This window comes from Sphingobium sp. FG125 (assembly GCF_057809795.1).
Window position 1 is genome coordinate 97,999 of the sequence record NZ_JBMDKQ010000003.1, and the last position, 14,047, is coordinate 112,045.

General features: G+C 63.5%; 12 protein-coding genes. 3 read left to right on the forward strand and 9 right to left on the reverse strand.

The features are described from left to right. Nucleotides 1–69 precede the first annotated feature (69 nt). Both ACODSR_RS03685 and ACODSR_RS03690 read right to left on the reverse strand, forming a co-directional pair. A complete protein-coding gene (locus ACODSR_RS03685; RefSeq protein WP_119747268.1) occupies nucleotides 70–1,599 on the reverse strand; it encodes a TadA family conjugal transfer-associated ATPase in 1,530 nt (509 codons plus the stop codon). Then, nucleotides 1,596–3,161 (reverse strand): integral membrane-like protein, encoded by a 1,566-nt coding sequence (locus ACODSR_RS03690; RefSeq protein ID WP_489073822.1) that lies wholly within the window; start codon nucleotides 3,159–3,161, stop codon nucleotides 1,596–1,598. The genes ACODSR_RS03685 and ACODSR_RS03690 overlap by 4 nt, the downstream gene beginning before the upstream one ends. A 117-nt stretch (nucleotides 3,162–3,278) precedes the next feature. On the opposite strand from ACODSR_RS03690, the gene ACODSR_RS03695 reads away from it, so the two are divergent. Both ACODSR_RS03695 and ACODSR_RS03700 read left to right on the forward strand, forming a co-directional pair. Next, nucleotides 3,279–4,289 carry a glycosyltransferase family 2 protein gene (locus ACODSR_RS03695; RefSeq protein ID WP_489074158.1) on the forward strand — a complete coding sequence of 337 codons (1,011 nt, stop codon included), beginning with the start codon at nucleotides 3,279–3,281 and terminating at the stop codon, nucleotides 4,287–4,289. After that, nucleotides 4,262–4,987 (forward strand): class I SAM-dependent methyltransferase, encoded by a 726-nt coding sequence (locus tag ACODSR_RS03700; RefSeq protein ID WP_489073824.1) that lies wholly within the window; start codon nucleotides 4,262–4,264, stop codon nucleotides 4,985–4,987. The genes ACODSR_RS03695 and ACODSR_RS03700 overlap by 28 nt, the downstream gene beginning before the upstream one ends. On the opposite strand, the gene ACODSR_RS03705 is transcribed toward ACODSR_RS03700, so the two are convergent. Continuing rightward, nucleotides 4,979–6,475: a hypothetical protein gene (locus tag ACODSR_RS03705; RefSeq protein WP_489073826.1), complete on the reverse strand. Its 1,497-nt coding sequence runs from the start codon at nucleotides 6,473–6,475 to the stop codon at nucleotides 4,979–4,981. The genes ACODSR_RS03700 and ACODSR_RS03705 overlap by 9 nt on opposite strands. A gap of 118 nt (nucleotides 6,476–6,593) precedes the next feature. On the opposite strand from ACODSR_RS03705, the gene ACODSR_RS03710 reads away from it, so the two are divergent. Continuing rightward, nucleotides 6,594–6,947 (forward strand): YciI family protein, encoded by a 354-nt coding sequence (locus ACODSR_RS03710; RefSeq protein WP_489073828.1) that lies wholly within the window; start codon nucleotides 6,594–6,596, stop codon nucleotides 6,945–6,947. A gap of 267 nt (nucleotides 6,948–7,214) precedes the next feature. Here ACODSR_RS03710 and ACODSR_RS03715 read toward each other — a convergent pair whose 3' ends face one another. From ACODSR_RS03715 to ACODSR_RS03740, 6 genes are all read right to left on the reverse strand, one after another. Continuing rightward, entirely contained in the window at nucleotides 7,215–7,469 is a 255-nt protein-coding gene (locus tag ACODSR_RS03715; protein WP_006951519.1) for an ATP synthase F1 subunit epsilon, read from the reverse strand. A 151-nt stretch (nucleotides 7,470–7,620) separates the two neighbouring features. Next, a complete protein-coding gene (gene atpD / locus ACODSR_RS03720; protein ID WP_119747278.1) occupies nucleotides 7,621–9,066 on the reverse strand; it encodes a F0F1 ATP synthase subunit beta in 1,446 nt (481 codons plus the stop codon). Between the two features lie 24 nt (nucleotides 9,067–9,090). Continuing rightward, a complete protein-coding gene (locus ACODSR_RS03725) occupies nucleotides 9,091–9,975 on the reverse strand; it encodes a F0F1 ATP synthase subunit gamma (RefSeq protein ID WP_489073830.1) in 885 nt (294 codons plus the stop codon). A gap of 147 nt (nucleotides 9,976–10,122) precedes the next feature. Beyond that, entirely contained in the window at nucleotides 10,123–11,652 is a 1,530-nt protein-coding gene (gene atpA / locus ACODSR_RS03730; protein ID WP_489073832.1) for a F0F1 ATP synthase subunit alpha, read from the reverse strand. 2 nt (nucleotides 11,653–11,654) lie between these two features. Then, entirely contained in the window at nucleotides 11,655–12,209 is a 555-nt protein-coding gene (locus tag ACODSR_RS03735) for a F0F1 ATP synthase subunit delta (protein WP_489074160.1), read from the reverse strand. A gap of 182 nt (nucleotides 12,210–12,391) precedes the next feature. After that, nucleotides 12,392–13,939 (reverse strand): S1C family serine protease, encoded by a 1,548-nt coding sequence (locus tag ACODSR_RS03740; protein ID WP_489074161.1) that lies wholly within the window; start codon nucleotides 13,937–13,939, stop codon nucleotides 12,392–12,394. Nucleotides 13,940–14,047 lie beyond the last annotated feature (108 nt).

Here is a 14,047-nt window from a genome sequence, read left to right on the forward strand (position 1 = left end):
AGGGGTGTGCCGGTCGTAGCGATTGGAAGCAAGGGGGCTGGAGGGGAAATCCCCGCCAGCCATGATTCCTTACAGGCAGGCTTCCAGGAACGGCTGGTCGAAGCCGAACATGCGTGCCTTGTCCAGCGTGTAGGGACGCAGGCCCATCGACCGATATTCGCCGACGATCTTGCCGCTGTCATCCTCGTCATGATATTCGAATTTGAACAATTCCTGGGTGACGATGACGTCGCCTTCCATGCCGATCACCTCGGTCACGTTGGTGATGCGGCGCGAACCGTCGCGCAGACGCTTGACCTGGATGATCAGATCGACCGAGTCGGCGATCTGCTTGGAAATGGCTTCCTTGGGGATTTTAATGTCCCCCATCAGGATCATATTTTCCATACGGCCCAGGCACTCACGCGGGCTGTTGGCGTGGAGCGTACACATGGAGCCGTCATGGCCGGTGTTCATCGCGGCAAGCAGATCGAAACATTCCGCGCCACGAATTTCGCCCAGGATGATGCGGTCCGGGCGCATACGCAGGGCGTTCTTGACCAGATCGCCAATGGTGATGGCGCCATTGCCCTCCAGATTGGCCGGGCGGGTTTCCAGCGGCAGCCAGTGTGGCTGTTGCAGCCGCAATTCGGCCGCATCCTCGATCGTCAGCACGCGCTCACCCGGATCGATCATCTTCGACAGGGCATTGAGCATCGTCGTCTTGCCCGAACCGGTGCCGCCCGAAATGACGATGTTGAAGCGGCAGGCGCCAGCGATCTTGAGCGCGGTCGCCATTTTGGGGCTCATCGCGCCCCATTGGGCCAGCATGTCGATGGTGATCGGCTTGGCCGAAAATTTACGAATCGAGATGGCGGTGCCGCGCAGGGACAGCGGCGGCACGATGACGTTAACGCGGCTGCCGTCGGGCAGGCGGGCGTCGGCCAGCGGGGTGGTCTGGTCGACGCGGCGACCGACCTTGCTGACGATCCGCTGCGCGATCTGGAACAGATGCTCCTCGTCCCGAAACTTGATCGGAGCAATGATCAGCTTGCCCTTTTTTTCGATATAGGTCTGGTCCGGGCCATTGACCATGATGTCGGTCACATCCGGGTCGGACAGCAATTCCTCCAGCGGCCCCAGGCCCAGCAGTTCATCGACCAGCACCTTTTCCAGCGCGAACTGTTCGCGCCGGTTGAGGGTGAGCTTCAGCTCCGCCAGCACTTCCATGATGATCGGGCGAAATTCCTCGGCCAGCTCATCCTTGGTCAGGGTTGCGGCGGCTTCAGGATCGACTCGCTCCAGCAGGCGGGGAAGCACCTGTTCCTTGATCTTGTGGACGCTGGCTTCAAACCCCTGCGGCCCCGCGTCGGCTACATGTTCGTGATTGGCGCGGTCGGACAGGCGCTGGATCGCATCGGCATTGCGCTGCATCTGGCTGGTCGGCGCGGTGAGCGGATCGAAGCTGGTTTCGCCGGGCAAGGCGGCGATGTCGAGCGGGGGGAACTGGTCACCGCCGCGCGGTTCGTCCTTGGGCGCGCCGCCGCCCTGCATCGGCCGGGCGACGCCAAAGCCGGGCTTGATGCCAGCAGGTCCATTTTTCCGTCCAAAGGCGCTCATAGGTCTCCGCCAGTAATTCGCGATCGAAGCCGCCCGAAAGAAGGCCGATCAGATAGGGCTTGGGAAGGTGAATAAGATGGAAACTTTGACAAATGGCTAATGCGGCGGCGACGGATCAGCAGCGCCAGCCCCAGCAGCGCGATCAGGCTGATCGCCGCGCCGACTTTTTCCTGCCACAGCCGCACCCGTTCGATGCGATAGGTGCCGGGCCGGGCGTAAAAACGGATCAGCGGGCCGTGGCTCGCCACCGCCTGCCCATTGCGGGTCACCTGCCAGATCGGGAAAGCGGCATGGCCGATCGTCACGGGGCCAGGGCGAGCAACGGTGATGCTGTCGCCGCGCGGGAGGCTGGCATAGCGGCCAAGGTCAGTCCAGCGATCGACCCGATCGACCAGTGAAGCGTCGAACCCTGCGGGCAGATATTCCGGCGCGTCGGGCTGGTGTCGATCGATCCGGGCATAATCGACCGGCATGTGCAGCAGGGCGCTGGCGATCAGGCCGGTGAGCAGCAGCGGGAAAGCCAGCACCACGCCCGCGCCGATCGCGATGATGCGGCGGGGCGGGCAGGCGGCAATCGCCGTGACGGCGGCAAATTCGGTGATCGCCAATATGCGCCAGGGGAATTGCACCTTGTCGAGCAGGTCGATGCTCCACAACAAGGGGATCAGATTGACCGCCGCCAATGCGGTGCCGACCGTGATCGCGGTCCATAGCGATCGCGCGCGCCAGGCGAGCAGGACGAGGCCCAGCGCGATACAGGGGAACAGCTCGATATCCTCGCGCCAGATCGACCAGCCGCTCGCCTGATATTTGCCGGTCCACAGCAAAGCCGTGGACATATGCGACTGGAGCGTCGCGGCGGGCAGCAGATAGAAAGCGGCAAGCGCAAAGGCGAGTAGCCCGGCGATAAGACCCGGCAGCAATGTCGTGCGATCCTGCATGATCCGCTGGAGCATTAGCGGCGCGATCAGGAACAGGCCGGTCAGCGTCGCCAGCGGCAAATGGGTCAGGATCAGCGCAGCATAGGCGCTGGCGAGGAGCGCCACCCCGCGTCGCGACGGCAGCCAGTGGATGCCCAGTGCGATCAACGGCAACCAGACGAACCCGGCAAATTCCGCCAGCGCGCCACGGACATAGAGGTCGAACAGATGATAGGGCGCAACCATATAGAGCGCCGCGCCCAAGAGCGGCCTCGTCCCGCGCTCGGCCAGCCACGCATATATGGTCAGCCCCGACGCGATCATCAGCAGCAGGCCAGCACCGGTGATCGCTTGGCCCACGGTGAGGCCGATCGCGTTCAGCCCGCCCGACAGCCAATAGGCGAGCGGCGGGTAGAAATAGAAGGTGGGGCTGCCCAGCCCCTCGAAACTGCGCGGCAGCCAGCGTTCATAGAGATGCCCCGCCGCCATCTGCTCGCCAAAATGGCGGGTCCACATATGATTATAGAGATGGCTGTGCGTCGCGCCCGGTCCCCATAGCAGGGCAGGCAGCATCACCGCACACCCCAGCAGGGTCAGGGTCCAGACCGGATGGCGGCTGGCAAGGGAGGCGATGGCGCGCATGGGCCGGTGATGGCGCAATATGGTAAATGAAGCGTGAGGATGGCGGCGCGCGCTTACATTCCATTAACCATTATGGCCGATAGCAGAGGCAGCTTTTCCGTGAGGATCATCGCGCCCATGCGCACCCTGTCGATCGTCATCCCCGTCTATAATGAACAGGACAGCCTGTCGCTGTTTCTGGAGGCGGCGCGTCCGGCGGTGGGGCAGGCGCTGGCGTTGATCGGCGCGGATGCGCGGGCCGAATATCTGTTCGTCAATGATGGCAGCAGCGACCGGACCGGCGACATATTGGCGATATTGGCGCGGCTGAACCCCGATGTGCGTTGCATCACCCTGTCGCGCAATTTCGGCAAGGAAGCGGCGCTTGCCGCCGGGATCGACCATGCCCGCGGCGACGCGGTGATACCGATCGACGTCGATCTGCAAGATCCGCCAGAGGTGATCGTCGACATGGTCCGCCACTGGCTGGCCGGTGCGCAGGTGGTGAACGCCCGCCGCACCGACCGTTCGACCGATGGCTGGTTCAAGCGGACGAGCGCGCGCGGATTTTACCGCCTGCTCAACCGCCTGTCCGATTATCCCATCCCCGAAAATGTCGGCGACTTCCGGTTGCTTGATCGGCAGGCCGTGGATGTCATCAAGCAATTGGGCGAACAGGCGCGGTTCAACAAGGGGCTGTTCAGTTGGATCGGCTTTCGCGTCGCCACGGTCGATTATGTACGCGCCGCGCGCGGGACAGGGACGAGCAAATGGCGGCTGGGGAAGCTCTGGTCGCTGGCGATCGACGGCATTACCGCGTCGACCACCATGCCGCTGCGCATCTGGTCCTATATCGGCGGCGGCATTGCTTGCCTGGCCTTTGCCTATGCCGCCTTTCTGGTCGCGCATACGATCATCACCGGGGTCGATACGCCCGGCTATGCCTCTATCATGGTCGCGGTGCTGGGGCTGGGCGGGCTTAATCTGCTCAGCCTGGGGATCATCGGCGAATATCTCGGCCGGGTTGCGCGCGAAGTGCGGCAGCGGCCGCTCTATGTGGTTGCGGACCAGTCCGCTGCGCCGGTGGCCCCGGTCGCCACGCCAATCAGGGATGAGGATGAATGGACCGATCAGCCTATGCGAGCCTGAGCGCGCAGGAGGGGAGCCATTGGTGGTTCGTCGCCCGCCGCGCTATATTGGACGCGCTGATCCGCACCCGGATCGCGCCGCGCGCCGACGCGCGCATTTTGGAAGCGGGCTGCGGCACCGGCGGCAATCTGGCGATGCTGGCGCGCCATGGCAGCGTCGATGCGCTGGAATATGATGATGACGCGCGCTGCCACGCCAGCGAACGCGGCATCGCCCGGATCGAGCCGGGAATGCTGCCCGACCGGATCGGTTTTGACGGCGCCCGCTATGACCTGATCGCGCTGCTCGACGTGCTGGAGCATGTGGAGGAGGATCGTGCTTCGCTTGCGGCATTGCGCGCGCGACTGGCAGACGGGGGCCGGATCTTGCTGACCGTCCCGGCGGTGCCATGGCTCTGGTCCGACCATGACGTGCTGCACCATCATAAGCGCCGCTATACGCTGGCCGGGCTGCGGAAGGTGGCGCAGGAGGCTGGACTGAAGGTCGAGGCGATCGGCTATTTCAACAGCCTGCTCTTTCCGCTCGCCGTTGCGACGCGCACCGCGCATCGGCTGCTGGGGCGCAAGGGCGGACTGGACGCGCAGCCATCGCCACCGGTCAATGGTGTGTTGCGGCGGATTTTCGGCTGGGAACAGCATCTGCTCGGCCGCGTGCGTTTTCCGATCGGCCTGTCGCTCTACGCGATCTTGTCAGCCTGACGGATCGTCGGGATGGTGCCACGGCCCGTCCCAGCAGCGCGCGGGGTCGGCGGCACTGACCGGCGCGGGGTTGGCGGGCCGCACCAGTGACGGCATCTTGTCCAGCGGCGCGACATAGGAATTGATTGGAAAATCGCCAAAACTCTGGTGCCATGCCTTGAACAGGCTGCACCGGACCTGCGGCGCGGCGGGGTGCGCCAGCGCCCGGCGGATTTCCACAATGCCAGTGACGGACCCGATCGCCAGCAGCACGACCAGCGGCACGCGCGCGCGGGGTGTGCGAAGAAGGGCGTCTGCGACCATCACCGCCAATATCGTCAATGCGCAGATCGATCCGCGCATCATGAAATCGGTGGACGCGCCAATCTGGACGAAGGGAATGGCGATCAGCCACAATGTCAGCATCGCCAGCGTGTCGCGGCCAAAGCGCGGACGATGGACCAGCAGCGCCAGCGGCGCGACATAGACCAGCACCTCCAGCAACTCGAACAGCCCCCATTGCAGCGGCGACAGCGCCATCAGCCGCACGCCGACCCCATCGCCCGCTGCGCTGAGATAGAGCAGGCCGGGGACGCAGAGAAGGGTGGTGAGCGCGGGGAGGACGATGTCAGCGGGGCGGATCGCGCCTGCTCGCAAACTTCTTATCCCCGCCAGTGCGGCAAATGGCATTGCCCCTATCAGCCCCAGCGGCGACCAGAGTGCGGTCAGCGGTAGCAGCGTTAGATAGACGCCGAGCGGCAGCTTCTCCGCCCGCCACAGCAGGAAGCCGAGCGCGCCGATCCAGCCCGCCAAGGCATGTTGCGGCACCCAGAAAGCGAGGGTGATGGTCGATGAATATTGGAGATATGCCCAGTTTTCGAGATGATCCGACAGCCCGCCGCGAAACAGGATGCGCCCCAGCGCGTCGAGACCGCTGAACCCGATGACGACGACCAACGCGATCAGCCTGGCGCGGCGCGTCGCAAATAGGGTGGACCCCAAAGCCAGCAACGTGCCGAGCAGCAGGCTGTTCTGGACCAGCAGCGCGATGTCGGCGGCGCGCCCGCCCAGCGCCTTGGCCGCCAGTGCAGGCATCAGGAACATGCCGATCGGCGCGCGCAGCAACTCCGCTTCGCCGCGTGCGCTATAAACGAAGGGCCAGGGATTGATGCTCATGTCGCGCAGCACCGCAAACCGCACCTGCCAGTCGATATTGGCGTAGAAGAAGCGGCCCTCTCCCCCCAATGCCAGCAGCGTCGTCGCGACGCCGATGCAGATCAGCCATGTCGCAGGCGTTGGCCCGGCAAAGCTGCGCGCCGACCGGACGACGGCAACGCAGAGCGCCGCTACCAGCAGCGCGCCCAACCCATAGGCCCAGAGCGGCATGACATCCAGAAAGCGCCATAGCAGCAACTGATCGACGCCCAGCCAGCCGACCAGCAGGGCTGTCAGCCAACTGCCGGGCAAAGGGCGCTGGAATGATGCACGGGCAGGGGGCGGGGCAGTCATCGGCCCTGTTCATGGCAAGGCGGGGGAGGCGCGGCAATCGGCGATTGCTGATGCGTAAAAATTGTTGCGGCCTGTCCGCCGATTGCGGAGACTGTCATGAGCGATCGGGAGGCAAACAATGCGTGTGATGGTGCTGGTGAAGGCGACGCCGGATAGCGAAACCGGCCTGTTCCCCGAACCCTGGACGAGCGAGATGATGGCCGCGATGGGTCACTATAATGACGCATTGCGCGACGCTGGCATATTGGTTGCTGCCGATGGCCTGACCCCTACATCGCAGGGCAAGCGGATCGCGTTCGACGGCACGGATCGCAGCGTGATTGATGGTCCGTTCCTGCCCAGCCGCGATCAGGTGGCCGGTTTCTGGCTCTGGAATGTCGCGGATATGGACGAAGCGGTCGCCTGGGCCAAGCGCTGCCCCAACCCGATGCCTAGACCCAGCGAGATCGAAATCCGGCCCTTTTACGAATAGCCGCCCAGCAAAAACGCGATCATGAAGTTTGCAAATCCGCCTTGGCGTTTTGAACAAAGCTCATCCTCCCCTGCAAGGGGAGGTGGATGGCCGAAGGCCAGACGGAGGGATAGGGTGACACCCCTCCACCAGTCGCTTCGCGAACGGTCCCCCTCCCCCGCTGGGGGAGGATTTTGGACATGACGTGACCGCCCAACAAAAAAGGGGCGCTGTCGAGCGCCCCTCTGGATGACCGCGCCGCGTTGGGCCGGTTGTCAGGTGCCGTGATCAGCCGGCTTTTTCGGCCAGGACGGTCAGACCCTTTTCATTGACCTCGGCAAAGCCGCCCTCGACCGGGATGATTTCCGGCGTGGACCCTGCGGTCGCATAAATCTGGATGCTGCCGTCGCGCACGGTCGACATGAAGGGCGCATGACCCTCCAGCACGCCGAAGTCGCCATCGGTGCCGGGCACCACGACCTGATAGACATCCTCCGACCGGAAGAGCTTTTCGGGGGTCACGAGTTCAAAATGCAGTGCCATCAAACAGACTCCCCCCTCCCTTTCAAGGGAGGGGTTGGGGGTGGGTGCGATTGCGTAGCAATCGCCAGCAACCTGTCGGGATAGGTCGACGCTCACTTCGCTCGCGACCCACCCCAACCCCTCCCTTGAAAGGGAGGGGCTATCTTCTTTTTTACGCCGCTTCGGCAGCCAGCTTCTTGGCCTTTTCGATGGCCTCGTCGATGCCGCCGACCATGTAGAAGGCGTTTTCGGGCAGATGGTCATATTCGCCATCGACCACCGCCTTGAACGATTTGACCGTATCCTCGACCGCCACGAACTTGCCGCTGATGCCGGTAAAGACTTCGGCGACGTGGAAGGGCTGCGACAGGAACTTCTGGATCTTGCGCGCGCGGGCGACGGTCAGCTTATCCTCTTCGGACAGCTCGTCCATGCCCAGAATGGCGATGATGTCCTGCAGCGACTTGTACTTTTGCAGGATCGACTGGACCGCGCGGGCGGTGTCATAATGTTCCTGGCCCACGGTACGCGGCTCCAGCACGCGGCTGGTGGAGTCGAGCGGATCGACCGCCGGGTAGATGCCCAGTTCGGAAATCGCACGGTTGAGAACGGTCGTCGCATCAAGATGCGCGAACGAGGTTGCCGGTGCCGGATCGGTCAAGTCGTCCGCGGGAACGTAAACGGCCTGCACCGAGGTGATTGACCCCTTGTTGGTGGAGGTGATGCGTTCCTGCAACTGGCCCATGTCGGTGGACAGGGTCGGCTGATAGCCCACGGCCGAGGGAATGCGGCCGAGCAGAGCGGACACTTCCGCGCCCGCCTGGGTGAAGCGGAAGATATTGTCGACGAAGAACAGCACGTCCTGATTTTCGACGTCGCGGAAATATTCCGCGATGGTCAGACCCGACAGGGCGACGCGGGCGCGCGCGCCCGGCGGCTCGTTCATCTGGCCGTACACGAGAGCGACCTTGGAGCCTTCGGAGATGGCGTTGCCATCGGCATCCTTGGCAATGACGCCGGCGTCGAGGAATTCGTGATAGAGATCGTTGCCCTCACGGGTCCGCTCACCCACGCCCGCAAACACCGACGTGCCGCCATGGCCCTTGGCGATGTTGTTGATCAGTTCCTGAATAAGAACCGTCTTGCCCACGCCTGCGCCGCCGAACAGGCCGATCTTGCCGCCCTTGGCATAGGGGGCGAGAAGGTCGATGACCTTGATGCCGGTGACCAGGATCGAGCTTTCGGTCGACTGGTCGACAAACTCAGGCGCCTTGGCATGAATGGGCGAGCGCATTTCGGTCGCGACCGGGCCGCGCTCGTCAATCGGTTCGCCAACGACGTTGAGGATGCGGCCGAGCGTGGCGGGGCCGACGGGGACGCTGATCTGCGCGCCGGTGTCGGTCACTTCCTGGCCACGGGTCAGGCCTTCGGTCGAGTCCATCGCGATGGTGCGGACGGTGTTTTCACCCAGATGCTGGGCGACTTCCAGCACCAGACGCTGGCCGTTATTGCTGGTTTCCAGCGCCGAAAGAATGAACGGGAGCGCATCGGGGAAGGTCACGTCGACGACAGCGCCGATGACCTGCGAAATGCGGCCTACATTGTTGGTGGTTGCCATGACTGCTTCCTTGCGTGCGTGTGCTTAGAGGGCTTCAGCGCCCGAAATGATTTCAACGAGTTCGGTGGTGATCGCGGCCTGGCGGCTGCGGTTATACTGGATCGTCAGCTTGTTGATCAGGTCGCCTGCGTTGCGCGTGGCATTGTCCATCGCGGTCATCGACGCGCCCTGTTCGGATGCGTTATTTTCCAGCAGCGCCTTGAACAGCTGGATCGCGACGTTGCGCGGCAGCAGGTCGTCCAGGATCGCTTCCTCGCTCGGCTCATATTCGACCGTCGCGGCGATGGCGTTGCGGTCGGCATCAGCGGGGATCTTGACCGGGATGATCTGCTGTTCGGTCGGGATCTGGGCGAGGGCCGACTTGAAGCGCGAGTAGAAGAGATGCGCGACGTCGAACTTGCCGTTCAGATACATTTCGGTCAGCTCGCCCGCGATGGCGTGCGCCTGATCATAGCCGGGCTGCTTCGCGCCGGTCGTGTCATATTGGGCGATGATCTGGCCGGGATACATGCGGTTGATCACCGGACGGCCCTTGCGGCCGATCAGGTAGAATTTGACTGTCTTGCCCTGTTCGATCAGCTCGTCCGCCTTGGCGCGCGCGGCTTTGACGATGTTGGCGTTGAACGCGCCAGCAAGGCCACGGTCGGAGTTGGCGACGACCAGCAGATGCACATCATCCTTGCCGGTGCCAGCCAGCAGCGGCGACGCGCCTTCACCCGAACCGCCCGCAATTTTCGAGGCGAGCGAGGCGACGACGGCTTCCAGACGGCTGCTATAGGGGCGCGCGGCTTCCGCTGCGGCCTGCGCCTTGCGCAGCTTCGCGGCGGCGACCATCTGCTTCGCCTTGGTGATCTTCTGGGTCGATTTGACCGACCCGATGCGGATCTTCAGTTCTTTGAGGCTAGCCATCTCAATCCCATAGTCTCCTCTCCCTTAAGGGAGAGGATAGTGAAACTTGGCGGCATCGCCGCCTAGTTGAACTTGGTGAGGGTGTTCTGCCTCATCGAGGCAGGGCCACCCTCACCCAACCCTCTCCCTCAAGGGAGAGGGCATTCGTTACGCGAACGTCTTGCCGAAGCTGTCGAGCGCGGCCTTGAGCTGGCCCTTGGCTTCGTCGCCCAGATCCTTGGTATCGCGGATCGTGGTCAGCACTTGCGGGTGATCGTGGCGCAGATAGGCCAGCATCAGCTCTTCGTAGCGGGTCACGTCCTTGACAGCGACGCTGTCGAGATAGCCGTTGGTGCCAGCGAAGATCGACGCGGTCTGCTCTTCGAAGGGCAGGGGCGAGAATTGCGCCTGCTTGAGCAGCTCGGTCAGGCGCGCACCGCGGTTCAGCAGCTTCTGGGTCGAAGCGTCGAGGTCAGACCCGAACTGGGCGAAGGCCGCCATTTCGCGATACTGGGCCAGCTCCAGCTTGATCGAGCCGGACACCTTCTTCATCGCCTTGGTCTGCGCGGCGGAACCGACGCGCGACACCGAGAGGCCGACGTTAATGGCGGGACGGATGCCCTGGTAGAAGAGGTTGGTTTCCAGGAAGATCTGGCCGTCGGTGATCGAAATCACGTTGGTCGGGATATAGGCCGACACGTCGCCCGCCTGGGTTTCGATGATCGGCAGCGCGGTGAGCGAACCCGAACCATTGTCGCTGTTCATCTTGGCCGCGCGCTCCAGCAGGCGGCTATGCAGATAGAACACGTCGCCCGGATAGGCTTCACGGCCCGGAGGACGACGCAGCAGCAGCGACATTTGGCGATAGGCCACGGCCTGCTTGGACAGATCGTCATAAACGATGACCGCGTGCATACCATTGTCGCGGAAATATTCGCCCATGGTCACGCCGGTATAGGGCGCGAGATATTGAAGCGGAGCTGGCTCGGAAGCGGTCGCGGCGACGACGATGGAATATTCCATCGCGCCATTTTCTTCGAGCTGCTTGACGATCTGCGCCACGGTCGAACGCTTCTGGCCGATCGCGACATAGATGCAATAGAGCTTCTTGCTCTCGTCATCGCCCGCGTTCGCGGCCTTCTGGTTGATGAAGGTGTCGATCGCCACGGCGGTCTTGCCGGTCTGGCGATCGCCGATGATCAGTTCGCGCTGGCCACGGCCAACGGGGACGAGCGTGTCGATGGCTTTCAGGCCGGTCTGCACCGGTTCATGGACCGAGGTGCGCGGGATGATGCCGGGCGCCTTGCGCTCGACGCGCATACGCTGGTCGGACACGATCGGACCCTTGCCGTCGATCGGATTGCCCAGGCCGTCCACGACGCGACCCAGCAGACCCTTGCCGACGGGCACGTCGACGATGGTGCCCGTGCGCTTGACGGTGTCGCCTTCCTTGATCGCACTGTCGGACCCGAAGATCACGACACCGACATTGTCGGCTTCCAGGTTCAGCGCCATGCCCTGAATCCCGTTGGCGAACTCGACCATTTCGCCCGCCTGGACGTTGTCGAGGCCATGGACGCGGGCGATGCCGTCACCCACGGTCAGCACGGAACCGACTTCGCTAACCTGCGCTTCGGTGCCGAAATTGGCGATCTGGTCCTTGATGACCTTCGAAATTTCTGCGGCGTTGATATCCATGTTCAGCCTTTCATCGCCATAGCGAGACTATTCAAACGGGTACGAATGGAGCTGTCGATCATCTGGCTGCCGATCTTGACGACCAGCCCGCCCAGGATCGCGGGGTCGACCTTCGTGTCGAGCGACACGTCGCGGCCGACACGGGCCTTGAGGCTTTTGCCGAGCGCTGTGATCTGCGTCTTGGTCAGCGGATGCGCGCTGGTCACTTCGGCGCGGGCCTCGCCCTTGTGATTCGACAGTAGCGTTTCAAAGGCGCGGATGACGGCGGGAAGCTGGCCAAGACGGCGGTTCCCGGCAAGCACACCCAGAAATTTCGTGGTCAGCGGATCAATTCCCATGGAGGATGCGACCGCGGCGATCGTCTTGCCAGACGCATCGCGGCTCAGCACGGGGCTATTGATAAGCGCTTTGAAATCAGGCGATTGGGCAATCGCTGCCTTCAACGCGGCCAGGCTTTCCGCCACGGCGTCGAGCGATTGGCCATCGCGTGCCAGATCGAACAGCGCAACCGCGTAGCGGCCGCTGAGGCTGGCCTGTATCCCGCCGGTAGTCTCCACGCGCTTACCGTCCTCCATGTGATGTGCCGGTCATGCAAAGAGGGGGGAGCAGTTACGCCCGTCCCCCTTGTTGTGGGGCCGGTTAGCAGCGCGATTATGACTATGCAAGTCATGCTGCGCGATTCCGTCAATAGTGCGAAATCACTGGCATTTGACTGAGTTTTTCTGTGAGCGCGAATCGACTATTGCGCAGGATCGACCGGAGCAAGCCGACCTTTCTGGCAATGATAGACAATCCGCTCATTGGGCTGGGCCGGGACCAAGGCCGCCATTTGCGATTGCAGCGCGGCGATCCGGGCCAGCGCCTCCGGGTTGCTGCCACAGGCGGGAATCGGCTTGTCGCCCACCAATGCGCGCGCCTTGGCCATCGTATCCCCATCGGGCAACCAGCGATCGACGCGCAGCACGCCATTGACCGGATCGAAACGACTGGAGGCCAGATAATGGCCGTCCGCCGGGATGGTGACGCGCTGCCATCCGGTGCCGCTGGCGACATATTGGGTGTCGCCATTGACGCAGCCGCCTTCGGCCCAGTTAAAGCCGATATCATTGGGTTGCGACAGCGTCAGGCGGCTGCGCGCTATGTCAACCTTGCAGATATTGTCGCCCGCCCAGGCGAAGGCGGCATTGCTGACAACGTCCCCGTCCTGCGCCACCGCGACCTTTTCGTCGATGCTGGCGAAGCTGGGTTTGAAGAAGAACAGTCCCAGCGCACCGAACAGCAGCAGCCCGCCAGTCGCAATCGCCCAGGTCGCGTGCTTCTCCCGCTTCTGGCTGTAGAACAGCCCGCCAGCGCCCAGGCCCAGCACGGCCAGCGCCAGCAGCACGGCGGCCCCGGCCATCGCATTTTCGCGCGCGGAAATGACCTCCCGCTCGGCAGCATCGCGGGCGCGATCCATCGCCTGTTGGCGTGCGCTGTCGCTGGCGCGCAGCTTCTGCTCGCTCATCGCCGATTCGCGCTGGAGGATGGCAGCTTCGGCCGAATCGGCGTCGGCAAAGGAGCGGCACGGCACGACGGTATGGAGCGACGACACGCCTGCCTGCCGCAGGAAGGAGGCGATTTCGCGCCAGGACACGGCAAAGCCGAACTCCGCATCGCTGCCGTCGGATACCGACCCGAAGCTGTTGACCCCCAGCACCCGACCGCAATCATCGACCAAAGGCCCGCCGCTGTTTCCGGCAGCAAGCGGCGCGGTGTGCAGCAGCGTGTCGAAACTGCGGCTGGCGCGGCCTGCCGATATGTTGCCGCTGGTTTTGACTGTCGCTAGCGGCTCGACCATCTGCTGGAGGCCCAGCCCCTGCGCCCGGTCGACCGTGCCGGGATAGCCGATCGCGGTGACATGCTGGCCATCGGTCACGGCACCGGCATAGAAAGTGCTGACCGGCAGGCTGCCCTGTTCCAGCTGGATGAGGGCCAGGTCGTTGCCCGGCGAAAAGGCGATGATCCGCCCGCCATAGGTTTTGGTACCTTCGGACGGGATGACGCCGATGACGAGATTCTTCTCCTCGCGCGCCAGCTCCACGACATGGGCGTTGGTCAATATCTTGTCGGGCGCGACGGCCAGCCCGCTGCCATGGCCGACAAAATAGGCCTCGCTGCCATCGGTCGCGACCAGCACGACACGCACCACCCCACGCGCGGCAGCCGCGATGTCCTGCTGTTCGGCATGGGACGCGGCTGGCGCGACAAGCGCGAGAGCCATCAGGACGAAGCGGAAAAGAGCGACCATATGGGCGGCATACATATGCGAAGGCGGGCGTTGCGCAATCGGGAAAAATGCGTGGCTTTGAACGCAAGGCACGGGAAGCATGGTCAGCGCCGCCCGTTTATCCCATAA

Excerpts from the sequence above, each read along its gene's own strand:
- ACODSR_RS03685 (WP_119747268.1), bottom strand. The coding sequence starts at position 1,599 with ATGAGCGCCTTTGGACGGAAAAATGGACCTGCTGGCATCAAGCCCGGC.
- ACODSR_RS03690 (WP_489073822.1), bottom strand. The coding sequence starts at position 3,161 with ATGCGCGCCATCGCCTCCCTTGCCAGCCGCCATCCGGTCTGGACCCTG.
- ACODSR_RS03695 (WP_489074158.1), top strand. The coding sequence starts at position 3,279 with ATGCGCACCCTGTCGATCGTCATCCCCGTCTATAATGAACAGGACAGC.
- ACODSR_RS03700 (WP_489073824.1), top strand. The coding sequence starts at position 4,262 with ATGGACCGATCAGCCTATGCGAGCCTGAGCGCGCAGGAGGGGAGCCAT.
- ACODSR_RS03705 (WP_489073826.1), bottom strand. The coding sequence starts at position 6,475 with ATGACTGCCCCGCCCCCTGCCCGTGCATCATTCCAGCGCCCTTTGCCC.
- ACODSR_RS03710 (WP_489073828.1), top strand. The coding sequence starts at position 6,594 with ATGCGTGTGATGGTGCTGGTGAAGGCGACGCCGGATAGCGAAACCGGC.
- ACODSR_RS03715 (WP_006951519.1), bottom strand. The coding sequence starts at position 7,469 with ATGGCACTGCATTTTGAACTCGTGACCCCCGAAAAGCTCTTCCGGTCG.
- atpD (WP_119747278.1), bottom strand. The coding sequence starts at position 9,066 with ATGGCAACCACCAACAATGTAGGCCGCATTTCGCAGGTCATCGGCGCT.
- ACODSR_RS03725 (WP_489073830.1), bottom strand. The coding sequence starts at position 9,975 with ATGGCTAGCCTCAAAGAACTGAAGATCCGCATCGGGTCGGTCAAATCG.
- atpA (WP_489073832.1), bottom strand. The coding sequence starts at position 11,652 with ATGGATATCAACGCCGCAGAAATTTCGAAGGTCATCAAGGACCAGATC.
- ACODSR_RS03740 (WP_489074161.1), bottom strand. The coding sequence starts at position 13,939 with ATGGTCGCTCTTTTCCGCTTCGTCCTGATGGCTCTCGCGCTTGTCGCG.